The following is a 25,481-nucleotide window of genomic DNA, read 5'->3' on the forward strand; positions in this document are numbered from 1 at the left end:
TTGAGTAATTAAACGCTTATTTTGCTTACTATACCTTTACTTTTCTTATTAGGTGTTTAATCTAGTTTGAACGACAGTTTATTATGGTTTTGATTTTTTTATGGCTATCGACACTACGAGTTCATTACTGAAGGAACAGCAGATCTTACGGTCTCGTGTTACTACTCTTGAAAAAGAGAAGGAGTTTATAAAAAAGCTCTATGCAGATATTCCTCAAATGCTTTTGGCTGTGACGAAGGGTGCACCTTTAAGTGCTTTACTTAATCGTTTCAAGGATAAGCTACAAACTCAACTGCCCAATACATATTGTCTTTTCATCGTGTGTGATAAGGATTGTACTCAATGGCGATTACAATACACCGACTCTATTAATGATAAGCTATTGAATTCAAATGGTCAGCTAGTGACCTTACCTCAAGCCTTGGTCTCCTTTGCCGCAAAATCTTCTTGCCTTAAACGCCATGATGCGGACATTCAAAACTCGGCAGACTGGGGTCTTTGGCGTACTTTTCTAGACGCACACTCTTTTTCTGATGTCTCAATGGTGAGCGTACCTGATGGTCGCGGCTTAATTTATTTGATGGCGTCTTTTCAGAGAAAAGAAACCTACCTTGATGAAAGCTTAATATCTCTTGCATTGGATCATTATGTCGCTTGGGTTGATGCTGCGTTTGAACGAGAAAAAGCCGATTTCTTATTGTTAGAAGAAAGTCACAAAGATTCTGAAACTGGGCTACTTCGACGTTACAGTTTTGAAAATAGCTTTAATATCGTCTTAAAAGACTCACGTCGTCATTTTCAAAGAGCTGCACTGCTTTCTTTGCGTTTGTTATCAAATGATAAAATAGAAAGTGCAGAGCTAAAAGTATTAGCGGAAGTTATGCAGGACGTGGTTCGCGATAATGATTTAATGGCTCGTTATGATGAACGTCAGTTGGTTATGGGTATTCGTATTAGTCATTTAGAAGATGCTGAAGTGGTTGCCGCTAAATTATTGGAATCGATACAAAAGCCAGAATATGCAACAAACCGTTTAATTCGTGCTGGCCTTGCTATTGGCATTTCTTTTTACCCGGAACATTCTACTCTCGATTCTCTTGAACAAGCGGCTTTTTTAGCAGCCAACTCTTTAAAAAATGTAACTGGCTATCGCATTGAATTTCATGATGCCTTTTATAGTTCCAGCTCTGAGTGTTATTCCCTATAAGCTTTTTTGTGCCTTTTAAAATAGTGTTATGATTCGTACCTGATGACCGTTTAATTTAAAGAAGGTCATCAGGATAGTGTCTAAACGTTATATTTTAATAAGAAAGAGAGAATGGGTGCGATGATCAGTGACGTTGAAATGACTGAAGCGACAAACATTAAATCGAATCTACACCTTGTTTCTCAACAAATAGAAGCGCTAGCTTTGCAGTATCAACGTGAAGCAAAAAATGTGCGGCTACTGGCGGTCAGTAAAACAAAGCCTATTTCTGCACTCAAAGCTGCTTATGATGCAGGCCAAAGAGCATTTGGTGAAAACTATGCTCAGGAAGCTGCTGATAAACATCTGGCTTTGTCTCACCTTACTGATATTGAATGGCATTTTATTGGGCCTATTCAATCAAACAAATCACGTCTGATTGCTGAAACCATGGACTGGGTACATTCTGTTGATCGTGAGAAAATTGCGCGTCGACTGAATGAGCAACGCTCTAGTAATCTACCGCCGTTAAATGTTTGTATTCAAATAAATATTAGTGGCGAGCAAAGTAAATCTGGAATTTTGTTATCAGAATTAGATAGCATGGTTGATCTGGTTGCTAGTCTACCGAATTTACAGCTTAGAGGCTTAATGGCGATACCTGCGCCACAAGATAGCCATGAGACACAATGTGCCATTTACCAACCTTTGGCTCAGGCTTATCTTGAATTAGCCAAATCCGATAGCATGATAGATACCTTATCTATTGGTATGTCTGGAGATCTGTCGGCAGCGATTCAATCCGGTAGTACCATGGTTCGAGTTGGCACGGCTATTTTTGGCGAGCGAGATTACTCCTAAATTCAGGCTCAACAAACACATAACGATTCTTTTTGCTTAGATTATTTTACTTAGTCTATTTTGCTTATAGAAAAAAATAGGAAATGAAATGACACCAAGTATTGCTTTTATTGGCGTAGGAAACATGGCACGAGCTATTTTTAGTGGCATGCTGGCTAGTGGCTATCCTGCGGAAAAAATTATAGGAACGTCTAGAACACCAGAAAAACGTGAGTATTATCACGATCAATATGGCATCACTATGTTGGCGGATAATGATTTAGCGTTAGAGCAAGCCGACGTGGTTGTTTTATGTGTTAAACCAGCTCAAATGCAAGCGGTAGTTGAAGAGTTTTCAGCTCAAGTACGTGATGATCAAATGTTTATCTCGGTCGCCGCAGGTATTGAGTTAGATGCGCTTGCCTTTTGGTTGGGAAAGCCAGTTGCCATCGTGCGAAGTATGCCAAATACACCTTCACAGCTAGGTGCTGGCATGACAGGGTTAATCGCCAATGAGCACACCTCGGAAGAGCAAAAAGCATTAGTGAGCGAGTTATTTGCCAGTATAGGTAAATCAGTGTGGGTTGAAGACGAAATTCATATGCATACAGTAACTAGTCTATCGGGTAGTGCTCCTGCGTATTTTTTCCGTTTTTTAGAAGCTATGATCAGTAATGGTGTAGCACAAGGTTTGGACGAAAAAACAAGTCGTGAATTAGCCAGTCATACAATGCTTGGCGCAGCCAGAATGGTTACTGAATTAGATGAGCCGATTTTTCAACTGCGTAAAAATATCACGTCACCAAATGGTACAACTGAGCAAGCTTTGTTGTCGCTTGAGGCGTCTGACATAGATAAAATAGTGGCTGATGCAATGACCGCTTGCGTTAATCGGTCAAAAGAAATGACAGAAAAATTTTCTGTTAAGAATAACTAAACTAAGGAATACTCAGCATGAATGCAGATCCATTTGTTATGTTAGTAAAGGTTGTTCTTAACCTGTACTTATTTATTGTTTTGTTGCGTTTGGTGCTGCAATTCACTCGCGCGGATTTTTATAACCCGATAAGCCAAGGTGTTGTAAAGGCGACAAGCCCTTTTATATTGCCTTTGCGAAAGGTTATTCCTGCGATTGGGCGTATTGATACCGCTTCTCTTGTATTGGCGTTGGCGGTGCAATTATTAACTGTTTTTGCCATCGTTTTGATGAAAGGCGCAACTCTTTCTGCGACAGGTTATGCCATCTATACTGTTGCTGGAACCTTATATCATTTGTTGGATTTGTATTTTTGGGCCATGCTAATCTCTATCATACTGAGTTGGGTAGCGCCTGGTGCTAGTCACCCTGGGGCTATGTTAGTTGGGCAAATTACCGAACCTTTATATCGTGCTTGCCAGCGCGTCATACCGCCTTTAGGCGGTTTGGATTTGTCGCCTATCTTTATCTTTCTTGCGATTTCTTTCTTGAAGCAAATACTGGGGCCTTACAGTATTTAATCTAGTGTAATAATGAGTGTCAGTAAGAAGGTTAAAAATCTTAAATTACTCGGCGAATTGAGAACAGGGGCGTATTCCTATATGATGCGACCCCTAATTGGGAACTACAGCGGACAATGTTGTCGTCAGCTAACCTGACTTCTTTTCCCTTATTTAATATTGGATGAAAGCTATGAGTACGATTGCGGTTTATCCGGGGACATTTGACCCGATTACAAACGGCCATACGGATTTGGTGGAGCGCGCATCAAAGTTATTTAAAAAAGTGATTGTTGCTGTTGCAGCAAGCCCTAAAAAACGGCCAGTGCTAAATCATGAAATGCGTATTTCATTAGCTAAAAAAGTACTAGGGCATTTACCAAACGTTGAAGTGGTTGGTTTTGATAACCTACTTACTGAATTTACACGCTCAGTGAATGGCAAAGTTGTTATTCGTGGGTTACGTGCCGTTTCTGATTTCGAATATGAATTTCAGCTGGCGAACATGAACCGTGCAATTGCGCCTGATATAGAAAGTATTTTTTTAACACCTTCTGAGAAACACTCTTACATATCATCAACATTAGTGAGAGAAATTGCATCTTTGAACGGCGACTTCGGGCAATTTGTTAATCCAGAAGTGAAACGTATTCTACAAGAGCATTACCAGACGGCGTAATAGTCTGTTCTGGCGTGCTCTTTAGTTATATAAAGTGTTTTTTAGGAGAGAATAAAGTGTCTCTTATCATTACTGATGAATGCATAAACTGCGATGTTTGTGAACCTGAATGCCCAAATGAAGCAATTTCTCAGGGTGACGAAATTTATGTGATTGAACCGTCAAAGTGTACTGAGTGTATTGGGCATTTTGATGAACCTCAGTGCCAGCAGGTTTGTCCAGTAGACTGCATACCACTAGATCCTAATTACAAAGAAAGTGAAGAGCAGCTAATGGAAAAGTACTTAACACTTACCGGTCAACTGTAACTTATTCAATGTTAATAAAAGGTTGTGGCAACTATCGATACAAATGGATTTATATTTTTAGCTGGAATTTTGCTACTCGTTAGTATTCTAGCCAGTTCTTTAACTGTTCGTGTTGGCTTACCTCTATTGCTTGTTTTCCTCGGAATGGGGATGCTAGCAGGTGAAGAGGGGGTCGGCGGGCTGGCTTTTGACAACCCGAATCTTGCCTTTTTTGTTGGTAATCTCGCTCTTGCTGTCATCTTGCTTGATGGTGGTATGCGCACCAAAACCAGCACCTTTCGAGTAGCCTTATGGCCATCTTTCTCTCTTGCGACACTCGGTGTTGTTCTTACTACGACAGCCGTTGGCTCATTTGCAGCTTGGTTACTAGATGTAAAACTCATTTATGGTTTACTACTCGGGGCGATTGTAGGCTCTACTGACGCGGCCGCGGTATTTAATTTACTTCGTAATAGCGGTGTTAACCTCAATGAGCGAGTTGGCGGTACCCTTGAAATAGAATCCGGTGCGAATGACCCGATGGCTATTTTGTTGGTGGTGATGCTAACGGGGTTGTTACAAAGCAGTAATCATTTAGGTGTTTTGGCTTTTCTAGGTCAAATGCTTCAGCAGTTTGCTATTGGTGGTGTAGCAGGTTTGTTAGGTGGGAAGCTACTATTATTGGTATTACGTAAAGTGCCTTTAGTCGAAGGCCTCTATGCATTGCTGATTATCTCTTTTGGCCTTGCTGTATTTTCAGGCGTTAATATTATTGGTGGCAGTGGTTTTCTGGCTGTTTATCTAGTTGGTTTGACGGTTGGTAATGGCCGTATTAAACAGCTTGAATCTATTTCTCAAGTAATGGATGGTTTGGCTTGGTTAGCTCAGGCTGGAATGTTCCTCTTGCTCGGTCTTTTGGTGACGCCATCTAGTTTGCTTATTCACGGTTTTGAAGCTGTTGCAATTGCCGCCTTTTTGATTTTTATCGCGCGCCCTGTCGCTGTGATGATTTGTTTATTGCCATTTGATTTTCGTTGGCCGGAACGTCTGTATATTAGTTGGGTGGGTTTGCGTGGTGCTGTGCCGATCGTACTGGCGCTTTATCCTGTTATTGCTGGTCTTACTAATTCTGAGTTGTTGTTTGAAATCACCTTTACGGTTGTGCTGATTTCACTGTTGTTGCAGGGATCAACAGTGGCTTGGATGGCTCGTTGGTTAAAGGTTGTTGTTCCTCCTGCTCCAGCACCTACGACGAGTTTTTCGTTGATTGATGATGTTAGCTCCCATCACTCATTAGAGCTTTATGAATTCTTGGTTCAGGCTGAGTCTGTACGAATACCTGCCGCCATTGTACAAAACATACCGAGTGAAACCGTTTCAACGCCTCAGCTGGTCGCTTTGGTGCGAAACCAGCAACCAATTGTAGTGAATGCGGAAACGGCTCTTAAGTCAGGAGATCGAATCTGGATGCTACTACACCCAGAAGATGTGAATGATGTGGCGCTTATTTTTTCTCAGCAATCATCAGGGTCGTTTTTATTGCAAAACTTCTTTGGTGAATTTGCGATTCGTGGAGATGCTTCATTATTGGATTTGGCCAAAGTCTATGGCGTTTCAATAGAAGGTATTGGCGAAGATGATACGGCCGCTGAGTTGTTGCAAAAACAGTACGGTAAATCTCTCGTGGTTGGTGATAGAGCTAGCTTTGGTAATTTGCGTCTTACTATAAGAGAAATGAAGGGTAACCAAATTGAAGTAATAGGGCTTAAGTTACAGAACAAGTAACATAAACCCCTATCGCTTTACTTGAGCTTGTTGCTTATAAAATATTTACTCTGTCTGCATGGCATAATCAAGTTGACGCCAAGACTCATAAACCATCACGGCGACGGTATTCGAGAGGTTCAAGCTACGTGAGTTTGCTTGCATAGGTAAACGCAGTCTTTGAGGAAATGGTAAAGCTTCAATGAACTCAGCAGGCAAGCCACGAGTTTCAGGACCAAAAACCAACACATCATTTGCTGTAAAACTGGCTTCGCTATGGGTTCGGCTGCCTTTGGTTGTCAGCGCATAAATAGTGCCTATGTCATTTTGATCAACAAAAGCCTGAAAATCAGGATAGCGTTTTAAACGAGTGAACTCGTGATAATCCAATCCAGCTCGGCGTAGCTTTTTATCATCGAGGTCGAAACCAAAAGGCTCGATTAAATGTAAATGATAACCCGTGTTGGCACATAGACGGATTACATTGCCCGTATTTGGTGGAATCTCTGGTTGGTAAAGTACAATATGAAGCATAGGTATTATCTCCTTGATATAAGAAGATAATACCAGAGGAAGCCCAGAAACTAAGTTTTTAATTTTTTTTCAAAAAAACTATTGACCAATAAAACGGTTTCTCTATAATACGCCCCACTTGCCCGGATAGCTCAGTCGGTAGAGCAGAGGATTGAAAATCCTCGTGTCGGCGGTTCGATTCCGTCTCCGGGCACCATATTAAAGAAACCCGCTTTTATAGCGGGTTTTTTTATACCTGAAATTTGTCTAAATAGACACTGCCATCGTTTTACTCACTTCAAACCATCTTCATTCAAAAGTATTCAAGCATAAGTTTTAATTTAGAGAGGCTATGATGCATCTTTAATTAAGTCTATATTTAGTCAATCATTAATCGATGTGCTCGAAAATCTCGCCATTTTATATTTAGGAGTTTCTACTATGGTGCTCAAGGAAGTGGATACAAAGACTGACGGCAAGCCTGTGTTTAAGGCAAAGGTACTATTAGCGGAAGACAATTTAACGAATCAAATCGTGGCTCGTGGGTTGTTGAATTTGTACGGGGTAGAGGTGGTGGTAGCTGAGAATGGTCAGAAAGCCGTTGAGCAAGCAGAATCGACTAAATTCGACCTGATTTTTATGGATTGTCAGATGCCTATTATGGATGGCTATGAAGCGACCAGAAAGATCCGTCAGTTTACTGAGAGCCAGACGGCGCAAGATGTTCCTATTGTTGCGTTAAGTGCTAATGAAATGACAGGCGATGAAGATGAATGTTTCTCTGCTGGTATGAATGATCATATTGCAAAGCCTGTATCGCAAGATAAGCTTACGGCCATTTTAACCAAATGGCTTACCTCTCCTGTCTGTCTTTGACCTTCATTTAAACAGCCTTTAAGCCTCTGATAGATTAGAGGCCGCTGTTTGTCTGAAATTTATCTCATCGCTTTACTGAAAATAAAAAATGCCCGACGGAGGCTCATTGATCATTTGGCTGTGTCTATATGAAAAATTACGATATTAGTTTGTGGTTTTTGCCAACCTTATTTCCTCTAAACAATTTCCGTAGAGACATTCGTTTTTTATTAAGCTTTCTTAGTTGTGTCTTCATTTTAATTTATGCTTCAAATTTATGGTGATTTCTCAGTAAATTATTTCATTTGAGCTTTCTTGTATTTCAAATGAAACCTTACTATCATCAAAATGAAATATTTGATCATTATAGTCGTTCTTTCTTTTCTAATAAAAACTCATTGTGAGGAACACAGAAATGCATAAATTTAAGTTAGCATCGGTAGTTGTTGGTATGTCTCTTGCGAGTTCAGCGTTCGCAGCGACAGAAGTTGAATGGTGGCATGCAATGGGTGGTGCCAATGGCGAAAAAGTAAATGAAATCGCAAAATCGTTTAATGACTCTCAGGACGCATACTCAGTAAAGCCTGTTTATAAAGGCAGCTATACTGAAACCATGACATCGGCTATTGCTGCGTTTCGAGCGAAGCAACAACCTGCCATTGTTCAAGTATTCGAAGTGGGTACAGCGAGCATGATGGCGGCGAAAGGCGCGATTTATCCAGTACACCAGTTAATGCGTGAATCTGGTCAGCCTTTTGACGAAAGTACTTATTTAAGTGCGGTGACTGGTTACTACACAAGCAGTGAAGGCAAAATGCTTTCTATGCCATTCAACAGTTCTACGCCAGTTCTATACTACAACAAAGATTTATTCAAAAAAGCAGGCATCACTCAAGCCCCTAAAACGTGGCAAGAAGTAGAAACGACTGCGAAGAAATTACAGCAATCAGGCGTGTCTTGTGGTTTTACGACCGCATGGCAATCTTGGGTTCACTTAGAAAACTTGAGCTCTCGTCATAACGTACCATTCGCGTCTTTGGATAATGGCTTCGGCGGTTTGAAAACAGAATTAACGTTTAATGGGCCACTGCAAGTTGCTCATGTTAAGAAAATGGGCGAGTGGCAGAAAAATGGTGTGTTTAGTTATTCTGGACGTACCAATGATGGCGCGGCGAAATTCTATAGCCAAGAATGTGCCATGTTCACTGAGTCGTCTGCTGGTTATGCGGGTATCAAGCGTAATGCCAAATTTGATTTTGGTGTAACGGAGCTTCCTTACTGGGAAGGCAAAGTTAAACAGCCTTCTAACACCATTATTGGTGGTGCGTCTTTGTGGGTTCTTCAGGGTCATTCCAAAGAAGAATATAGAGGTGTGGCTTCCTTCCTAAGTTACTTATCTCGCGCGTCTGTTCAAGCGGATTGGCACCAATTTTCAGGTTACTTACCAATCACTAAAGCGGCTTATAGCTTGACGAAAGGTCAAGGTTTCTATGCGGCTAACCCTGGTACAGAAACAGGTGTTACTCAAATGACAACAGGCACACCAACAGCGAATACAAAAGGGTTACGTTTAGGTAACTTTGTTCAAATTCGCGGTGTGATTGATGAAGAACTTGAGTCTGTATGGAGTGGTGATGTTGACGCCCAAACGGCGCTTAATACAGCGGTAAAACGTGGTAATGCACTGCTTCGTAAGTTTGAAAGAGCGAACGATTAAAGAAAACAGTCGCCCTTATGTGTTTGCATAAGGGCGATTTTTTTTAGGTGTTCTTTCGGTTTTTTGTTTGGATATTTCTATGACGGTTACCTTCCCCCAAAAAGGCCTTCCTTGGTTATTGCTTTTGCCTCAGTTATTAGTGACGGCGATTTTTTTCCTTTGGCCTGCTGAGCAAGCATTAGAGCAAGCTTTTTACCAAGAAGATGCCTTTGGTTTGAGCCGAGAATTTGTTGGCTTTGAAAATTTTATTGAGTTGTTTACAGACCCTCTGTATTACCAATCGATGTTAACGACGCTGTTTTTCAGCTTTTCTGTTGCCATTTTAGGCATGTCTGTCGCGCTTTTATTGGCCGTCATGGCTGATCGTGTCATTCGAGGTAAGTTAGCGTATCAAACGTTATTAATCTGGCCTTATGCGGTTGCTCCTGCATTAGCGGGTGTACTCTGGTGGATCTTATTTGATCCAAGTATGGGGCCGATTGCCTTATGGCTAGAGTCTGCGGGTGTAGATTGGAACCATTATCTTAATGGCAATCAGGCTATGATATTGGTGGTTATTGCCTCTACGTGGAAGCAAATTAGCTACAATTTCCTATTTTTTCTGGCAGGTTTACAAGCGGTGCCCCGTTCGCTAATTGAAGCAGCGTCGATTGATGGTGCTAGCCCATTTAAACGTTTCTGGACGATTGTCTTTCCTCTTTTATCGCCCACGACTTTCTTTTTACTGGTGGTGAATCTGGTTTATGCCTTCTTTGAAACCTTCGGTGTGATTGATGCAACGACAAAAGGCGGTCCAGGACAAAGTACGAATACCTTAGTTTATAAAGTCTTTGAAGATGGTTTTGTTGGTTTGGATCTTGGTGGCTCTGCGGCTCAGTCTGTTGTATTGATGGGCATCGTCGGCCTTATGACGGTTATTCAGTTCCGTTTCATTGAGCGTAAGGTGCAGTACTCATGATAGAAAATCGACCTTGGTTAACCGTTGTTAGCCACGCAACCTTATTATTGGGCATTGCTTTAGTTGCTTTGCCAGTGTGGATGGCGTTGGTTGCTTCAACACATCCGGCTTCGGCGTTTGGGGTTGGCCACATTCCTCTGTGGTTTGGCGATGCAGGGCTAGACACGTGGAAAACCGTATTACTTGAAAAAGCCGGTAATGGCATCGATACGCCAGTGTTTTTCATGATGTTGAATTCGTTGGTGATGGCTTTGGGCATTACGTTCGGAAAAATTGCCATTTCATTGTTGTCAGCGTATGCCATTGTATTTTTCCGTTTCCCTTTTCGAAATCTGTGTTTTTGGATTATTTTCATGACGTTGATGCTGCCTGTCGAGGTTCGTATCGTGCCGACGTATGAGGTAGTGGCAAATCTTGATTTGTTAAACAGTTACACGGGGTTAACTCTGCCTTTGATTGCCAGTGCGACAGCAACGTTTTTATTTCGTCAGTGCTTTTTGAGTATTCCTGGTGAGTTGGTAGAAGCGGCACGAATTGATGGTGCTGGGCCGTTTCGGTTTTTCTTTGATATTTTGTTGCCGTTATCCCGCACGAATATAGCGGCGTTGTTTGTGATTTTATTTATTTATGGTTGGAATCAATATTTATGGCCTTTGTTGATTACTACGGACGATGCTTATTACACCTTGGTCATGAGTATTAAACGTATGTTGTCTGTTACGGATGGCGATATTGCATGGAACCAAATTATGGCAACCACCTTACTTGCTATGTTGCCACCAGTGGCTGTGGTGATTGGTATGCAAAAATTATTTGTTAAAGGTCTAGTGGACGCGGAGAAGTAGTGATGACGGATGTTATTTTAGAAAAAATTGGTAAAACATACCCCAATGGCTATCACGCAATTCCAAGTGTGGATCTCTCTATTGAAGAAGGTGAGTTTATTGTTTTAGTTGGCCCATCTGGCTGCGGTAAATCAACCTTGTTACGTATGGTGGCAGGATTAGAAAGTATATCTGAAGGCGAACTTCGAATTCGCGGCGAACGCATGAATGAAAAAGAGCCTGCAGAGCGAGACATCGCTATGGTATTTCAGAATTACGCTTTGTATCCGCACATGACGGTTTACAACAACATGGCGTATGGCTTGAAAAACCGCAAAGTATCGAAAAACGTTATCGAGCAAAAAGTCACGGATGTCGCCGAGATGTTAGGGCTCACCGACTTGTTACAACGCAAACCGGGCCAATTGTCTGGTGGACAGCGTCAGCGTGTGGCAATGGGTCGAGCCATGGTACGTGATCCAAAAGTTTTCTTGTTTGATGAGCCTTTATCTAATCTTGATGCCAAATTACGTGTTCAGATGCGAGTGGAGATACGACAGTTGCAACGCAAATTAGGCACGACGACCTTGTATGTGACTCATGATCAGGTTGAAGCCATGACATTGGCGGATCGTCTGGTTGTGTTGAATAAAGGTAAGGCAGAACAAATCGGCACACCAATGGATTTGTACAATAAACCTGCAACGCCTTTTGTCGCGTCTTTTATTGGTTCTCCTTCGATGAATCTGCTTCCTGCAAATCTTGTTGAGCAAGGTGTTCAAATATCGAGCTCATTAACTTTGCCGTTGTCTCACAACTATCGTGGCTGTGTGGTGTGGGGGATTCGTCCAGAGCATTTAGAAATCACCGATGAGCAAAATGCTGATTTCGCTTTGCGTATTCAAGCGGTAGAATCGTTAGGTGCTGAAACCCTGATACATGGAGTATTAGAGGAAGAGTCTAAAAAAGGCATTCCTATGGTTGTACGTTTATCTGGACCGCATTTACCTGAGCTAAATAGCTTGATGTGGTTAACGGCACCAGTCAAACATTGGCATTTATTTGACGAAATAACTCAACAGAGGCTGTGAGAGCAAGATGCAAAAAGATGATTTTTTAGGTGGCGCTGTTTTAGGAGACACTGTTCCCAGTGAAAAGGTTACCAGTGAAAAAGTGCTGAATACCAAAGTAATGGGACACAGAGGTGCGGCTTTGTTGGCACCTGAAAATACCTTGTCATCGATTCGTGCGGCAGCCGATGCAGGTGTGACTTGGGTTGAAATTGATGTGTATTTGATTGCTGAAGGCGGTCTTGTTATTTTTCATGATGACACACTGGATCGCTGTACAAATGGCGAAGGTGTGACTCGTGATGCCAAACTGAATTATATTATTGGGTTGGATGCAGGCGCGAAATTTTCAGCTGATTTTACTGGTGAAAAAGTGCCAACGCTATTAGAAGCGTTAGAGTGTATTCAGTCTCTTGGCCTTGGTTTAAATCTTGAAATCAAACACGATAGTGCTGATGTTGGAACCATTGTTCCAGCGGTTATGGATATGTTGAAAAACCATTGGATAGATAATGATAAGTTAATGATTTCCAGCTTTAACCTTGCCGCTTTGCAGATGAGCTATGAGATCGACAATGAACGTCATTTGGCGCAATTGTATGAAGACATCCCAGCCAATTGGCAGGAAGAGCTTGAAAGCATTAAGGCTTATAGTTTGAACTGTGATTACACCAGATTAACGCAAGTTCAGGCCAAAGCAGTGAAAGCGGCTGGCTATAAGTTACTTTGTTATACGGCAAATGACCCACAAGCTGTTGAGTCACATTGGACATGGGGAATGGACGCTGTGATTACAGATGATCCAACCAAGTTTGCGTTTTTATTAGTACCTTAATGAATAGAGATAAGGCACCTTTGTGGGCTTAAATGAACGGCAAAACCAGATATTAAACTGGGTACAACAAGAAGATGCTTTATTGGTGGAAGAAATGGTGGCACGTTTTAATGTGTCATCACAAACCATTCGTAAAGACATTAACCAGTTGGCTGAACGTCATCTTGTACGACGCACTCATGGTGGAATCTCACCTGTATCAAGTACGGAAAACTTATCGTTTGATAACCGTCAATTTTTAAACAGTGGTGCAAAGGGAGCCATTGCGGCGAAAGTTGCCGAGTTAATTCCTGATGGTGCATCAGTCTTTTTGGGTATCGGAACGACGGTTGAATATGTTGCTAAGGCGTTGGTGTCTCATCAACGTTTGCAAGTATTCACTAACAACTTAACCGTAGCTGGCATTTTAGGAAATTATCCTGACATTCGAGTACGTGTTTTGGCGGGTAAGTTACGACATCGGCATCATGATTTGGTCGGAGAAGAAACCTTATCAGGTCTGAAACAGTATTATTTTGACTACGGTGTGTTGGGCTGTGGTGGTATGGACGAAGTGCAAGGTATATTGGACTTCGATCCAGAAGAAGCCGCTGTAAGCCGTGTTATTGTTGAGCAAAGCCGTCACAGTCTTTTGGTTGTGGATCAACATAAATGGGGCCGTAAAGCCATGGCGCGAGTCCATCCTTTTTCTGCTGTAGATTGGATTTTTAGTGATGTCCTAACACAAGCTCAAACTCATTTACTCACCTCTCAAGGTGTTAAAATCCAACTTTGTTCATAGGGTAAATATGTTAATTCATGATCTTTCTAAGTTAGCCAGCCATGACTGTAAAGACTTACGCTTTATCTTAACGGACTTCGATGACACCTTAACTTGGGAAGGGCAATTGCCAGTAGAAACATTACGGGCGTTGGCGGCATTAAAGGAAAATGGTATCAAAGTCATTCCTGTTACCGGTGGTTGTGCGGGATGGTCTGACATGATTGCTAGAGCGCTTCCTGTTGATGGTGTGATTACGGAAGGTGGCGCTTGTTTTATTGGTAAAACCTTGGACCTGCATCTTACGTATGAATTTTGGCGTGAAGAATCGACCATGCGAGCAGAACAAGCTCGTTTATTAGATGAAGTGAATAAAGTGCTGGTGCAATTTCCTCGATTGAAGCTAGCCAGAGATCAGTCTTATCGTTTAACCGATGTGGCTATCGACTATGCGCAAGATGTAAAGCCTGCTGCGATTGAAGAAAAGAATGCCTGTTTGCTGGCCTTAACTGCGCTGGGTTTAAATGTTAAAGCGAGCTCGATACACATCAATGTTTGCTCCGAAGGTTATGATAAGTTCTCAATGGCGCAGCGCGTTTTGAGCCAAGTTTATGGTTTAAGCGAAGCTGAACAACAAGAGCAAGTCTTGTACGTTGGTGATGCACCTAACGATGAAAGCATGTTTGCGCGTTTTCCACTGTGTGTTGGTGTGGCCAATATTGCCGAGCATTTGTCTATTATGACGCATCGCCCACGCTACAAAACTACTCAACCGGGTGGTTTAGGTTTTGCTGAACTGGCAGACTTTGTGTTATCGGCACGTTCTTTCTAACGCTGGCCTGTCTAATTTAAAGTTCTTTCTTATGAGCGTCTTTTTTCGGTAAAAAAGATGCTATTCCCACTGCAATACTGCCAGGTAAGAAGCCAACTAATAAACTGATTCCAGTGTTAATTAAGCCGGTTAAAATTGGGTAGTTGGCTATCTCACCTGAAACTGCCAATTCTGCTGCAAGATGCAAGGAAGGCAAACAGTGAACAAAAATCCCGCCGCCAACCCAAAGCATAACGATGGTGCCGACAATTGAAAGTAAGCGTATGAGCATAGGGCGCTTTTAAGAATCCTAAATCCGATAGTTTGGATAAACTTTTTGCTCGATTGATTTAGATGTAAAGCAATATTGTCAAGACGGACAATTAGGCAGACAGTATAAAATCAGTCCGAATTGCGCCGCGTATTTTGTCTTTTTCAAGTGTTAACATGTCTGCGTTGGATTTTGCTGCTTTTATTTTCTTTGTGAGAGCGTGTTTATCAGCTTTGTCTTTTTGAAAGGTATGCAGGACTTTTTCGACTCCTTCAAAACATAAATACAAGCCCCCAGTAAGGGTTGAATCAACCAAGGAATAAAAGCACTAAAGGCACAAGAATAAGTTTATTTAGAAATGAACCTTTAGTAACAGCCTAAACAACTGGAAGTTCTCTGTCTGCTTTTACCCCTGAAACTTGTTTAGCATTGAGTGCGAGATCATCACCCAATACACCTGCGGTTTTCTTTGCTGCTACTTTTGAGAAAACAGTAATATCATCCAGCAACACAGTGATACCATCTAATAATACTAATAAACCAGTCATTGCCATGATATTTCTCTTAAGGGGGTTTAAGGATAAGCTGTAATTAAAAGTGTTATTTTTGAGTGCTCGGATTTTCATTTTAGCATTGTGTATCATTGGAGCGTAACATTAACTCGATACACTTGGATGAATGTAAGCACCTTAATAATTGGTGTTTTGATTAGCGTTCTTTTTTTATTTATCTGTCACTTTTAATAATGAGGTTATTTATGTCTGGTTCTTTGCGTATTTCTCGTCGCATGATTATGCCAGATCTTGTTCGTGTTCATCGTTATCAAAGTTTGCCAGAACAGGGCCCTAAAGTGCTGTTTTTTAGCGGTGGTTCGGCACTAAATAAAATCAGTCGAGTATTTAAAGAGTACACTCATCATTCTATTCATTTGGTGACGCCTTTTGATTCTGGCGGTAGTTCTGCACGTTTACGCGCTGAGTTCGATATTCCAGCAGTGGGAGATTTACGCAGTCGTTTAATGGCTTTAGCGGATGAAACTGTCATGGGGCAGCCGGAAGTGTATGCTTTGTTTACCCATCGCTTAAGTCAGCATGAAACGTCTGTAGAATTGAAAGCGCAATTGCAGCAGCTTGTATCAGGTGAGCACCCTCTTATTGAAATCATTCCCAATCCAATGAGAGCTTTGATTCAATCTCATCTTGCCGTTACTCAACAACGCATCAATGATGATTTTGACTTACACGGCGCAAGCATCGGTAACCTGATTATTGCTGGCGGCTATTTGAATAATCAACAGCATTTAGATCCGATTGTGTTTTTGTTTTCTCGATTGGTGAAAACACTGGGCGATGTAAAAACCACTTTGGATGCGAGTTTGCATTTGGGAGTTGAATTAGACAATGGTGAGACGGTTTTAGGGCAACACAATATTACAGGCAAAGAAACGGCCGTATTATCAAGCCCGATAAAACGTATGTGGCTTAATAAAGGGCTACGTAGAATACAATTGACGAATCAACATATTGCTGATGATCGTAAAGATGCGATAGAGAGCGCGGATTTAATTTGCTATCCACCTGGCAGTTTTTATAGCAGTCTTCTGGCCAATTTAATGCCGGAGGGAGTTGGTCGTGCAATTTGTAATAATTCGAATCCGAAAGTGTATTTGCCTAACTTAGGTATTGATCCCGAGCAGCAAGGGTTGTCGTTAATGGAAAGGGTTCATCGGCTGGTGGCCGCTGTCGAAATAGATAAGGGCGGTAGTGAAATTTATTCTGCATTGGACTACTTACTGCTTGATGAAAGCTACGATTATGGTGAAGTTGATCTTGAGCAATTAGAGAGATTGAAGGTTCAAGTGATTAAAACACCCTTGATTACAACAAAACTAAATAAGTACGACGAGCGACTAGTGACCAAGGCGTTGTTGTCTTTAACTTAGGACAAGCAAGAATATGCTGAGGATGGCCAAGAAGCTCTGAATTTAATGTCAGCTTCGTCTTTTGATATTCTGTTTTTAGATTTAAATATGCCAGTAAAAGATGGCTATGAAACACTTAAAGATTTGCAGTCTTTCTCCCAAATTCCTGCCGTTATAGTCGTATCTGGTGATATCCAGCCCAAGGCAATCGAACGATTGCTGATTTAATTAATGTTAAAAAAGCGACATGGCGACGTACGCTTGCTGTCGAAATTGTCTATGAAGTAGAAAATTATCAAATTAGTTGTGACTTGATGCTGCTGTTTACGGAAGGCTCTGTACCAACACTTGAGAACTTACTGTCGTTTTTAGTGGAGGATGAATAATGAGTAATGACGAAGGATTAGCGGATTTTCATTGGATGTTCGATATGCTTCATCATATCGATATTGGTTTGCTGGTGTTAAACCCGAAGTATGAAGTTCAACTGTGGAACAGTTTTATGGAAAACCATAGCGGTGTGAGTTCATCTATCGCGAAACAGCAGTATTTGCTAACACTATTTCCGAATTTAGATACAAGTTGGTTGCGTCAAAAACTTGATAATGTGTTTGGATTAAAGACACCTATTTTTGTTTCCTGGGAGCAGCGAGCGTATTTGTTTCCATTTAAAAGCTATCGCCCAATCACGGGGATTGCTAATAAGATGTATCAAAATGTGGCAATACGTCCCATATCAAGCCCAGACGGTACCATTAAACATATTTGTTTGGTGGTTTATGATGTAACAGATACTGCGATGAATAAGCTGGCACTTTCTGCAGCGAATCAAAAGTTACAGCGTTTGAGTCAGGCTTTATCTAAATAAGTTTAATGCCTTCCACTTTTCTTTAGAAAGGGTTGTGGAAGGTATTAAGTGCTTATTTGTACCCGTTTCTCTCGAACTTATTGATATAAGCTCTTCAGTTCATCTAGCTGTCTGTCACCTAATAGGCACTGTCCTTCAGGGTCAATTAGAACTCGCCCATTCATCGCTTCTCGTCCAAGTAGCATGCGATAACCCATACTGTCTCTGTTTGTCAGAGTGACTTCTACTTCCCACGATTTACCCCCAAGAGAAAGGGGGATACGAATCACTGGGCGTTGTTCTTTGTCGCCACTAGAGCTTTTTATGACACGCTGGTCAATAAGCGGTGCTTCACAATGTACTGTGACCTTTTTATTTTTTTGCAGTGGGTGTACTTCAAACCGAACCCATTGTTTATCATTATGAGAGAATTTTTGAATATTGACTGCGTGCATTGAAGAGGTTTTTGCGCCAGAATCAACCCGTGCTTTGATTGCTGGAATCTCGATGGAGGTGAACGCACACCATTCGTCGCTACCGATGACCATTTTTGGCTCGTTTAGTTGATTCATAGAAAAGAGCGCCTTTACTTTTTTAAAAGAAAACAGAAACGTGAAAAATTGTTTTTTAGATTTACACAATAAGTGTAATTGCTATGCTTTATAGCCTAAAAGGACGATCAGGTTAAGTTTTAATTAGTGCATAGTCGTGTTATCTGATTGATTGAATTGTCAGTATGAGCAGAAACTATTGTAATCATGCTGTCGAAAGTTACTATGTGCCCCCAATAAATGTTTATGGAGTTGTAGATGAATGGCCAACTGATGAAAGCGTTGGAAGAGTTGGGAGGTGAAATACGCCCAGCAAGCTTTAAAAAATGCGATGAAATTATCATCGATCAACCGGGTTTTAGCGCTGTTGTTGCGTTATGGGGCGGTCATTTAGCGAGCTTTATTCCTGCTGGTCAAGAGGACCTTTTGTTTCAATCTGATAATCAAGGTGGTGAAGGGCGTTTTGAACGTCGCCATTTTGGTATTCCTGTGTGCTGGCCTTGGTTCAGTGCCCATAAAAAGCATGACGATTATCCTACACATGGTCTTGCTCGTTATTTTCGTTGGGAACTTATCGAAGCGGGTCGTTTTAAAAATGGCGATGTAAAGATCGTAATTCGCTTGGCTTCTGAAGATCATCCATTGATCGAAGAAATGTGGCCTTTGGCTTTTGAGCTGCGCCAAGTCTTTCGCTTTTCTAGTAAAGGCTTTAGAGTTAATTTTTCTGCTGCTAACTTGTCAGATCAACCTATGCCAATCAGCGAGGCACTTCATACATATTTCAATGTCTCTGATAATCTCTCGACAGAAGTGCATGGATTGGATCAGGTGATTTATGTCGATAAATTAGACAAGAGTAACCGTCATATACAAAAAGGCGTTATAGCGCCGTGTGATAGCCTTGATCGTGTGTATTTATCTGCCCCTGAAAAATGTGAAATACATGATGCCGGTCTGCAAAGGAAAATAGTGATTAGTACAGAAGGCAGTGACAGCACTGTTGTATGGAATCCAGGTGCAGAGCTTGCGAAAAACCGTACCGATATGGGCGATGATGATTATCGTCAGTTTGTCTGTGTTGAAGCAGCGAATGTAATGAATGACGCTTATGAAATTGCACCTGGCGGAATTCATCAGCTTAAACTCAAGGTAAGACACCAATCGCTTTACGAAGACGAAGGTTAATTTTTCGGCGTTTATTCTATTTTATAAAAAAAGCCCGCGGATAATCTGAAGAGATCCGGCGGGCTTTTTTTTGATTAGATGTTATTGGTTTAAATAAGTAACCAATTTTTAATCAATGTTGTATTCCATGATCAGCGGTGCATGATCTGAGAATCGTTGGCCTTTATAGATAGAGCCACCTTGAATGAGATTCTTAATGCCTGGCGTGGCAATTTGATAATCTAAGCGACCACCTTCATCCAACTTCCATGCGCGTTCGTAATCTGGCCACCAAGTGTATTGTTTGTCTTGTTTGTTTACTTGGCGGAAAGCATCGATATATTCCATTTCATTGAAAATTTCGTTTATCCACTTGCGCTCTTCCGGTAGAAAACCAGAGTTGCGTTGATTAACAAACCAGCTGCTTACATCAATTGGTGAGCGCGCCACATTACCCGTACCACAGAATATAAATTCGCGACGCTTGCGGCGAGTTTTAATAAGATGATTTTTAAACCCTTCCATAAAGCGATATTTGTGTTCTTGCAATGCTTCTTCGTGGTTGGAGCCATGTGGTGTTAAAAATGCACCAATACTGACTTTATCGAAATCCGCTTGAATAAAGCGACCTTCAAAGTCGCACTCAGGAAAACCCATACCAGTCATGATTGCTTTAGGCATGCTTTTACAATAAATCGCAACGCCCGCTTGCTCTGGGTTTTCTATTGAGTCAAAGAAGTATGTATTGTATCCAGGCGGAAAAAACACGCTGTCATTTAGCGTGCGTTCATCTGCCTGTATATCTTGTAGACATACAACATCTGGGTCCTGACGAACCATCCATTCAAAAAAGCCGCGATCGGCTGCTTGTCTTATACCGTTTACATTAAGGCTGATGACCTTCATTTATGGTCCCTACAATTCCTAGCCGTGTGTTATATTAGCGCCTATACAATGTTGGCATGGCTTCGCTCGTTCTTGGCGGCGCTTTGTTGTGTACTTTTTTATCTTTCTGGAGTTGGCATGAAACCTTACCAAAGAGACTTTATTGAATTCGCTATTGAACAGAATGTACTGCGCTTTGGCGAATTTACTCTTAAATCAGGCCGTGTAAGCCCTTACTTTTTTAATGCTGGCCTGTTTAGTTCTGGGCAAGCATTGGCCAAGTTAGGACGTTTTTACGCAGCCTCACTAATGGAAACAAGTGTTCCATTTGATGTTCTATTCGGTCCCGCCTACAAAGGCATTCCATTGGCAACAACCACTGCTGTTGCGCTTTATGACCACCATAATGTAGATACACCATACGTTTTCAATCGTAAAGAAGCAAAAGCGCATGGTGAAGGCGGTTCACTTGTTGGTGCGCCATTAGCAGGTAATGTCATGATTATCGATGACGTTATTACTGCTGGCACAGCCATTCGCGAGGTAATGACAATCATCCAAGAGGCTAATGCCACTCCCGCTGGTGTTCTTATTGCCTTAGATCGTCAAGAACGAGGCCAAGGCAAATTGTCGGCAATACAAGAAGTCGAACGTGACTTTGGTATGCCTGTTATCAGCATAGTGTCTCTAGGTGACATTATGACCTACTTGGCAGAACAGGATTCTCCTGAATTTACTAAGCATCTTGATGCTGTTACAGCCTACCGTACTGAATACGGTATTTAATGTCTGAATGTTAAGGTTTTCGGCTTTGCCGTCAACCTTAACGATTTAGCATCAAATTTTGTGCCAATACGTTCCATTGCTCTTGCCAAATATCCATTGGCTTTACTTTGAATTCACTGCGAACGTAGTGGCGTATCTTCCCTTCAATAATGGCGATCAAAAAATTTGCACAAGGTGCGACACCCATAGAGGGGCGTAAGCCTTGTTTTAAATCTGCTTCACGAAGTACTTGTTTGAGTTGAGTTTCAATGCGATCAAATACTTGTGTAATACGAACACGCAGGCGCTCTGTCTCGCCAGCTAACGCGTCCGCTGTTAGTAAGCGACACATGCCTGGGTTTTGTTCGGCAAAGCCCAATACGAGCGTTAGAATCATTTCTACTCGAGACATCACATTACTTTCTTCTTGAATGATTCGATTAATACGAGTGAAGATGGTTTCTTCAATAAACTCAATTAAACCTTCAAACATCTTTGCTTTGCTGGGGAAATGGCGATATAGCGCAGCTTCAGACACGCCAACTTGCTTCGCCAAGGCTGCTGTTGTGATTCGAGCTCCAGGGCTGCTTTCCAACATTTCAGCAAGTGCTTGTAATATCTGTGTGCGACGATCGATTTTTTTGTTGCTCATTTGCCGTATCCAGTTTTTTTGCCAGTGTTGTTAATCACTTATCAACAAAATCTAAAAGTCTATTCGCCAGTTTTGATGTTTGAAATTAAGGTGCCGACACCCGTATCTGTGAATATTTCTAATAAAGTAGCGTGTGGTACTCGACCATCGATAATATGAGCACTTGTTACGCCAGAATTAACTGCTGATAGAGCGCAACTAATCTTTGGTAACATACCACCGTATATTGTGCCGTCAGCAATAAGGGCATCAACTTGAGCTGTACTTAAACCTGTTAACACATTGCCTTGTTTATCCTGCACACCAGAAATATTCGTTAGCAGCATTAGTTTTTCAGCGCCAACCGCTTCGGCTACTTTTCCAGCGACGAGATCAGCATTAATGTTGTACGAGTTACCTTGATCGTCTACACCAATTGGGGCAATGACTGGAATCAAATCACTATTTTCAAATAACTTCAAAAAGCTTGTATCTATGCTTGCCACTTCACCAACATGACCAATATCAACTTGTTCTGGTGTTGTCATGCCTTCTGCTTGGTGTTTAACAAAAAGTTTTTTCGCTTTAATGAAACGACTGTCTTTACCTGTGATGCCGATAGCTTTACCACCTGCTTCACAGATTAAATTCACGATCTCTTTGTTTACTTGGCCGCCAAGTACCATTTCAACCACATCCATGGTCGCAGTGTCAGTCACTCGCATGCCATTAATGAATTTTGATTCAATGTTTAATTTTGCCAGCATGTCGCCGATTTGTGGGCCGCCACCATGAACAACAATAGGGTTGATGCCAATGGCTTTCATCAAAACGATGTCTCGTGCAAACCCTGCCTGTAGAGCTTCATCTGTCATAGCGTTGCCGCCATACTTGATGACCAATGTTTTACCAGCAAAGCGTTGGATATAAGGAAGCGATTCGCTTAAAACCTTAGCAACATCTAAAGCAGATTCACGAGAAAAAGCCACGGATTACATACTCCTGTAAACAAAAACGGATCGCACCTAAAGTCTTAATGATTTATTAGAAAAAGAATAAGGTGTTATCAGGTATAAAATTATCGGGTTACTGTGGCAAAACGATGACAGCTAAGGCGAGCAACGAGTGTAAGCAACCACTTAGGGTGGAAATAATAACGTGATCTAAGCGGATTAACTACAAAAATTTGTATGATCATTACGAAGTTAAAGCTTTAAAAAGTAAATTAGATTTTTATGATGGGGCATGGATGAAAGAATCTAGTGAAAGAAGTTAAAAAGATGAGACATTCTCATCTTTTTAACTTCGTTTTGGTTATTTTGTTCCAGTATGGCCAAAGCCGCCTTCACCACGCTCAGTGCTTTCGAACTCGGTGACAATATCAAATTCCGCTTGAACGACAGGTAAAAGAACAAGTTGAGCAACGCGTTCGCCCGGTTCTATTATGAAAGTGGTTTTACCACGGTTCCAACAAGAAACCATTAGTTCACCTTGATAGTCTGAATCAATTAGGCCAACAAGGTTGCCTAGAACAATGCCATGCTTATGACCTAATCCAGAACGAGGAAGAATGGTTGCGGCTAAGCCAGGATCTTGAATATAGATAGATAAACCGGTGGGTAATAATGTTGTTTCACCCGGTGCAAGTTCAATGGGTGCATCTAAACAGGCGCGAAGGTCTAAGCCTGCTGAGCCTTCTGTTGCGTAAGTTGGTAAAGGAATCTCTTTACCGATTTTGTCACTTAATATTTTTAATTGAATAGCTTGCTTCATGTTGTTCTCTTTTAATGTCTTCAATGTATTAAGGGAAATGTATTTAAAGGAAACGGTTTAATTGGTTTGGGTGTGCTCATGGATAAAGTTAACAAGCTGATTGGCGAGTTCACTTTTTGCTGCTTTAGCGGGCTCCCATGTTTTTTCCTTTGTTATTACTGTGACTTGGTTTTCATCTTGATTGAAACCAATATCTGAACGAGAAACATCATTGGCGATAATAATGTCTAAGCCTTTGCGTTCCAGTTTGCCTTTTGCGTATTCGATCACATTTTGTGTTTCTGCTGCAAAACCTACGATAATTTTCGAACGATTATGTTGAACAAGTGTGGCGATAATATCGGGATTTTTGATAAGAGTGAGTTGGATTTCGTCAGAGTCAGACTTCTTTTTCATTTTCTGGTCTGTGGCGATTTTCATTTTAAAGTCTGCAACTGCTGCGGCACCAATGAATACGTCCGCTTGTTTTTCCATTGCTTGTTCACAAGCCGCCAGCATTTCGTCTGCGCTTTTGATCGAAATAAGGTTTACGCCTTTAGGCGGAATGCATTGCACTGGGCCACTGATTAGGGTGACGGCGGCACCTCGTTTTAATGCTGAAGACGCGAGTGCATAGCCCATTTTTCCTGAGCTGTGGTTGCTGATGTAGCGTACAGGGTCAATGGCTTCCATGGTTGGGCCAGCGGTAATGACCCAATGTTGTCCGGCAAGATCCTGTTCGATATTTTTTGTTTGAAAGTGTGCTGCGATAGTGTTGAAAATGTTCGCGGGTTCGCTCATACGGCCTGGGCCAATATCACCGCAGGCTTGTGCGCCATCGGCAGGGCCAATACTTAATACACCACGTTCAGCAAGCAGTTTTGCATTGGTTTGTGTTGCAGGATGACGCCACATAGCCTGATTCATAGCAGGGGCGATAAGCACTGGTGATTCTGTCGCGATGCACAAAGTCGAAAGTAAGTCATTTGCCATGCCTTGAGTATAGCGCGCCATGAAGTCAGCAGAAGCAGGTGCAATCACAATCAAATCAGCCCATTTTGCCAATTCAATATGACCCATTCCAGCTTCCGCATTTGGGTCTAATAAGGTACTGCGTACGGGATGGCCGGAAATGGCCTGTAGTGTCATTTCAGTAACAAAGGCTTTTGCACCTTCAGTTAAAACGACTTGGACGTCAGCGCCAGCCTTAGTTAATAAACGAATAAGTTCGATGCTTTTATAAGCGGCAATGCCACCAGTAATGCCTAATAGAATGCGTTTTTGGGCTAGATTTGACATAAAAAACTTCTCAATTCGTTCTGTGATAGATAAGGTTAGTAGAGGCTGGATGCCTACTGTTTTTTCGTTCTTTTATTTTTACTGTCGTTTGAACTTATAAGGTTCAAGCAAGATTACCATGGATCAAGGAGTAGATCATGAGTATAAAACATTGGCCAGAACAAGAAAGGCCTCGCGAGAAGCTCATACACCAAGGTGCAGAAGCCTTAAGTGATGCAGAATTGTTGGCCATTTTTCTTCGTACAGGAACACAAGGTATCAGTGCTGTTGAACTTGCTCGACAAGTATTGACTCAGTTTGGTGGATTGCGTTCCCTAATGTCGGCCAGTAGAGATGAATTTTGCAAAGGTTTTGGTTTAGGGGATGCAAAATACACTCAGCTGCAAGCTGTTCTAGAAATGTCTAAGCGTCATCTACAAGAACAACTCATGCGCGAGACGGTTTTTACCAGCGCAGAACATGTTCGAACGTATCTTTCTTCACAACTGCGCCATTCTCAACGAGAAATTTTTGCTGTCTTATTTTTAGACACGCAACACAGACTGATTCGCTATCAAGAGCTTTTCATGGGGACCATCGATGCTGCAGCGGTTTATCCACGGGAAGTTGTGAAAGCGGCATTACAACATAATGCGGCGGCCGTTATTCTTGCCCATAATCACCCAAGCGGTGTCGCCGAACCGAGTCAGGCTGATATATCGATTACGGCTAAAATTAAAGATGCCTTGAATCTTGTGGATGTCAGGTTATTAGATCATTTCGTTGTTGGTGATGGCGTGCCTGCTTCATTGGCAGAAAGAGGTTTGATGTGAGTTCCATC

General features: G+C 41.7%; 31 protein-coding genes and 1 tRNA gene. 22 read left to right on the top strand and 10 right to left on the bottom strand.

All coding sequences use genetic code 11. The features are described 5' to 3' along the window. Positions 1-100: 100 nt before the first annotated feature. The 7 genes from MUS1_RS02235 to MUS1_RS02265 all read left to right on the top strand — a co-directional run bounded on the left by MUS1_RS02235 (position 101) and on the right by MUS1_RS02265 (position 6,253). Positions 101-1,207 carry a GGDEF domain-containing protein gene (locus MUS1_RS02235; RefSeq protein ID WP_169731101.1) on the top strand — a complete coding sequence of 369 codons (1,107 nt, stop codon included), beginning with the start codon at positions 101-103 and terminating at the stop codon, positions 1,205-1,207. Positions 1,208-1,318: 111 nt separating this feature from the next. Continuing rightward, a complete protein-coding gene (locus MUS1_RS02240) occupies positions 1,319-2,047 on the top strand; it encodes a YggS family pyridoxal phosphate-dependent enzyme (RefSeq protein ID WP_425411730.1) in 729 nt (242 codons plus the stop codon). A gap of 88 nt (positions 2,048-2,135) precedes the next feature. Continuing rightward, positions 2,136-2,963: a pyrroline-5-carboxylate reductase gene (gene proC / locus MUS1_RS02245; protein ID WP_036158461.1), complete on the top strand. Its 828-nt coding sequence runs from the start codon at positions 2,136-2,138 to the stop codon at positions 2,961-2,963. Between the two features lie 17 nt (positions 2,964-2,980). Beyond that, positions 2,981-3,523: a YggT family protein gene (locus MUS1_RS02250; RefSeq protein ID WP_036158463.1), complete on the top strand. Its 543-nt coding sequence runs from the start codon at positions 2,981-2,983 to the stop codon at positions 3,521-3,523. Between the two features lie 172 nt (positions 3,524-3,695). Beyond that, on the top strand, positions 3,696-4,181 hold the full coding sequence (gene coaD / locus MUS1_RS02255) for a pantetheine-phosphate adenylyltransferase (protein WP_036158465.1): 486 nt from the start codon (positions 3,696-3,698) through the stop codon (positions 4,179-4,181). Positions 4,182-4,237: 56 nt separating this feature from the next. Beyond that, on the top strand, positions 4,238-4,489 hold the full coding sequence (locus MUS1_RS02260; RefSeq protein ID WP_036158468.1) for a YfhL family 4Fe-4S dicluster ferredoxin: 252 nt from the start codon (positions 4,238-4,240) through the stop codon (positions 4,487-4,489). Positions 4,490-4,513: 24 nt separating this feature from the next. Beyond that, positions 4,514-6,253: a potassium/proton antiporter gene (locus MUS1_RS02265; protein WP_211236411.1), complete on the top strand. Its 1,740-nt coding sequence runs from the start codon at positions 4,514-4,516 to the stop codon at positions 6,251-6,253. Positions 6,254-6,298: 45 nt separating this feature from the next. On the opposite strand, the gene trmL is transcribed toward MUS1_RS02265, so the two are convergent. Beyond that, on the bottom strand, positions 6,299-6,766 hold the full coding sequence (gene trmL / locus MUS1_RS02270; RefSeq protein ID WP_036158471.1) for a tRNA (uridine(34)/cytosine(34)/5-carboxymethylaminomethyluridine(34)-2'-O)-methyltransferase TrmL: 468 nt from the start codon (positions 6,764-6,766) through the stop codon (positions 6,299-6,301). Positions 6,767-6,886: 120 nt separating this feature from the next. On the opposite strand from trmL, the gene MUS1_RS02275 reads away from it, so the two are divergent. The 9 genes from MUS1_RS02275 (at position 6,887) to MUS1_RS02315 (ending at position 14,596) form a co-directional block, all read left to right on the top strand. Beyond that, positions 6,887-6,962, top strand: a tRNA-Phe gene (locus MUS1_RS02275). A 224-nt stretch (positions 6,963-7,186) separates the two neighbouring features. Further along, positions 7,187-7,621: a response regulator gene (locus MUS1_RS02280; protein WP_036158474.1), complete on the top strand. Its 435-nt coding sequence runs from the start codon at positions 7,187-7,189 to the stop codon at positions 7,619-7,621. 394 nt (positions 7,622-8,015) lie between these two features. Then, positions 8,016-9,317 (top strand): sn-glycerol-3-phosphate ABC transporter substrate-binding protein UgpB, encoded by a 1,302-nt coding sequence (ugpB, locus tag MUS1_RS02285; RefSeq protein ID WP_036158478.1) that lies wholly within the window; start codon positions 8,016-8,018, stop codon positions 9,315-9,317. Positions 9,318-9,396: 79 nt separating this feature from the next. Next, positions 9,397-10,275, top strand: coding sequence for a sn-glycerol-3-phosphate ABC transporter permease UgpA (gene ugpA / locus MUS1_RS02290; protein WP_036158481.1), 879 nt, complete (start codon positions 9,397-9,399; stop codon positions 10,273-10,275). Then, the gene (ugpE, locus tag MUS1_RS02295) at positions 10,272-11,120 is read left to right on the top strand and encodes a sn-glycerol-3-phosphate ABC transporter permease UgpE (protein WP_036158484.1); all 849 of its coding nucleotides are present in this window, start codon (positions 10,272-10,274) and stop codon (positions 11,118-11,120) included. The genes ugpA and ugpE overlap by 4 nt, the downstream gene beginning before the upstream one ends. Before the next feature lie 2 nt (positions 11,121-11,122). Then, complete coding sequence (gene ugpC / locus MUS1_RS02300; protein WP_036158487.1) at positions 11,123-12,190, top strand: sn-glycerol-3-phosphate ABC transporter ATP-binding protein UgpC; 1,068 nt, start codon at positions 11,123-11,125, stop codon at positions 12,188-12,190. A gap of 7 nt (positions 12,191-12,197) precedes the next feature. Then, positions 12,198-13,004, top strand: coding sequence for a glycerophosphoryl diester phosphodiesterase (locus MUS1_RS02305; RefSeq protein ID WP_084035528.1), 807 nt, complete (start codon positions 12,198-12,200; stop codon positions 13,002-13,004). A 22-nt stretch (positions 13,005-13,026) separates the two neighbouring features. Further along, positions 13,027-13,785: a DeoR/GlpR family DNA-binding transcription regulator gene (locus MUS1_RS02310; RefSeq protein ID WP_036158490.1), complete on the top strand. Its 759-nt coding sequence runs from the start codon at positions 13,027-13,029 to the stop codon at positions 13,783-13,785. A gap of 7 nt (positions 13,786-13,792) precedes the next feature. Beyond that, the gene (locus MUS1_RS02315) at positions 13,793-14,596 is read left to right on the top strand and encodes an HAD-IIB family hydrolase (protein ID WP_036158494.1); all 804 of its coding nucleotides are present in this window, start codon (positions 13,793-13,795) and stop codon (positions 14,594-14,596) included. A gap of 16 nt (positions 14,597-14,612) precedes the next feature. Here the strand turns inward: MUS1_RS02315 and MUS1_RS16160 are convergent, their stop codons facing one another. From MUS1_RS16160 to MUS1_RS16300, 3 genes are all read right to left on the bottom strand, one after another. After that, positions 14,613-14,867: a DUF808 family protein gene (locus MUS1_RS16160; RefSeq protein ID WP_036158497.1), complete on the bottom strand. Its 255-nt coding sequence runs from the start codon at positions 14,865-14,867 to the stop codon at positions 14,613-14,615. Positions 14,868-14,958: 91 nt separating this feature from the next. Next, complete coding sequence (locus MUS1_RS16295; protein WP_051436052.1) at positions 14,959-15,162, bottom strand: DUF808 family protein; 204 nt, start codon at positions 15,160-15,162, stop codon at positions 14,959-14,961. A gap of 61 nt (positions 15,163-15,223) precedes the next feature. Then, on the bottom strand, positions 15,224-15,400 hold the full coding sequence (locus tag MUS1_RS16300) for a DUF808 family protein (RefSeq protein ID WP_281171162.1): 177 nt from the start codon (positions 15,398-15,400) through the stop codon (positions 15,224-15,226). A 203-nt stretch (positions 15,401-15,603) separates the two neighbouring features. Between MUS1_RS16300 and MUS1_RS02330 the strand changes: the two genes are divergently transcribed. The 3 genes from MUS1_RS02330 to MUS1_RS02335 all read left to right on the top strand — a co-directional run bounded on the left by MUS1_RS02330 (position 15,604) and on the right by MUS1_RS02335 (position 17,635). Beyond that, positions 15,604-16,788, top strand: coding sequence for a GAK system CofD-like protein (locus MUS1_RS02330; RefSeq protein WP_036158500.1), 1,185 nt, complete (start codon positions 15,604-15,606; stop codon positions 16,786-16,788). Positions 16,789-16,833: 45 nt separating this feature from the next. Then, complete coding sequence (locus tag MUS1_RS16205; protein WP_245595715.1) at positions 16,834-16,995, top strand: response regulator; 162 nt, start codon at positions 16,834-16,836, stop codon at positions 16,993-16,995. Positions 16,996-17,152: 157 nt separating this feature from the next. Then, entirely contained in the window at positions 17,153-17,635 is a 483-nt protein-coding gene (locus tag MUS1_RS02335; RefSeq protein ID WP_051436053.1) for a nitrogen regulation protein NR(II), read from the top strand. Between the two features lie 77 nt (positions 17,636-17,712). Here the strand turns inward: MUS1_RS02335 and MUS1_RS02340 are convergent, their stop codons facing one another. After that, positions 17,713-18,186 carry an ATP-dependent zinc protease family protein gene (locus MUS1_RS02340; protein ID WP_036158503.1) on the bottom strand — a complete coding sequence of 158 codons (474 nt, stop codon included), beginning with the start codon at positions 18,184-18,186 and terminating at the stop codon, positions 17,713-17,715. 237 nt (positions 18,187-18,423) lie between these two features. On the opposite strand from MUS1_RS02340, the gene MUS1_RS02345 reads away from it, so the two are divergent. Then, positions 18,424-19,350: a D-hexose-6-phosphate mutarotase gene (locus tag MUS1_RS02345; protein WP_036158506.1), complete on the top strand. Its 927-nt coding sequence runs from the start codon at positions 18,424-18,426 to the stop codon at positions 19,348-19,350. 108 nt (positions 19,351-19,458) lie between these two features. On the opposite strand, the gene MUS1_RS02350 is transcribed toward MUS1_RS02345, so the two are convergent. Beyond that, entirely contained in the window at positions 19,459-20,235 is a 777-nt protein-coding gene (locus MUS1_RS02350; protein ID WP_036158509.1) for an exodeoxyribonuclease III, read from the bottom strand. Between the two features lie 117 nt (positions 20,236-20,352). On the opposite strand from MUS1_RS02350, the gene pyrE reads away from it, so the two are divergent. Continuing rightward, positions 20,353-21,000 carry an orotate phosphoribosyltransferase gene (pyrE, locus tag MUS1_RS02355; protein ID WP_036159143.1) on the top strand — a complete coding sequence of 216 codons (648 nt, stop codon included), beginning with the start codon at positions 20,353-20,355 and terminating at the stop codon, positions 20,998-21,000. A gap of 37 nt (positions 21,001-21,037) precedes the next feature. Here pyrE and slmA read toward each other — a convergent pair whose 3' ends face one another. The 4 genes from slmA to coaBC all read right to left on the bottom strand — a co-directional run bounded on the left by slmA (position 21,038) and on the right by coaBC (position 24,661). Continuing rightward, on the bottom strand, positions 21,038-21,631 hold the full coding sequence (slmA, locus tag MUS1_RS02360; protein ID WP_036158512.1) for a nucleoid occlusion factor SlmA: 594 nt from the start codon (positions 21,629-21,631) through the stop codon (positions 21,038-21,040). Between the two features lie 59 nt (positions 21,632-21,690). Then, positions 21,691-22,599 carry an acetylglutamate kinase gene (gene argB / locus MUS1_RS02365; protein ID WP_036158515.1) on the bottom strand — a complete coding sequence of 303 codons (909 nt, stop codon included), beginning with the start codon at positions 22,597-22,599 and terminating at the stop codon, positions 21,691-21,693. A 325-nt stretch (positions 22,600-22,924) separates the two neighbouring features. Next, complete coding sequence (gene dut, locus MUS1_RS02370; RefSeq protein WP_036158518.1) at positions 22,925-23,383, bottom strand: dUTP diphosphatase; 459 nt, start codon at positions 23,381-23,383, stop codon at positions 22,925-22,927. A 57-nt stretch (positions 23,384-23,440) separates the two neighbouring features. Continuing rightward, positions 23,441-24,661 (bottom strand): bifunctional phosphopantothenoylcysteine decarboxylase/phosphopantothenate--cysteine ligase CoaBC, encoded by a 1,221-nt coding sequence (gene coaBC, locus MUS1_RS02375; protein ID WP_036158521.1) that lies wholly within the window; start codon positions 24,659-24,661, stop codon positions 23,441-23,443. A gap of 137 nt (positions 24,662-24,798) precedes the next feature. On the opposite strand from coaBC, the gene radC reads away from it, so the two are divergent. Continuing rightward, complete coding sequence (gene radC / locus MUS1_RS02380) at positions 24,799-25,473, top strand: RadC family protein (protein WP_036158524.1); 675 nt, start codon at positions 24,799-24,801, stop codon at positions 25,471-25,473. Positions 25,474-25,481: the final 8 nt, after the last annotated feature.

It is taken from the genome of Marinomonas ushuaiensis DSM 15871 (assembly GCF_000521805.1).
In the GTDB taxonomy this organism is placed as follows: domain Bacteria; phylum Pseudomonadota; class Gammaproteobacteria; order Pseudomonadales; family Marinomonadaceae; genus Marinomonas; species Marinomonas ushuaiensis.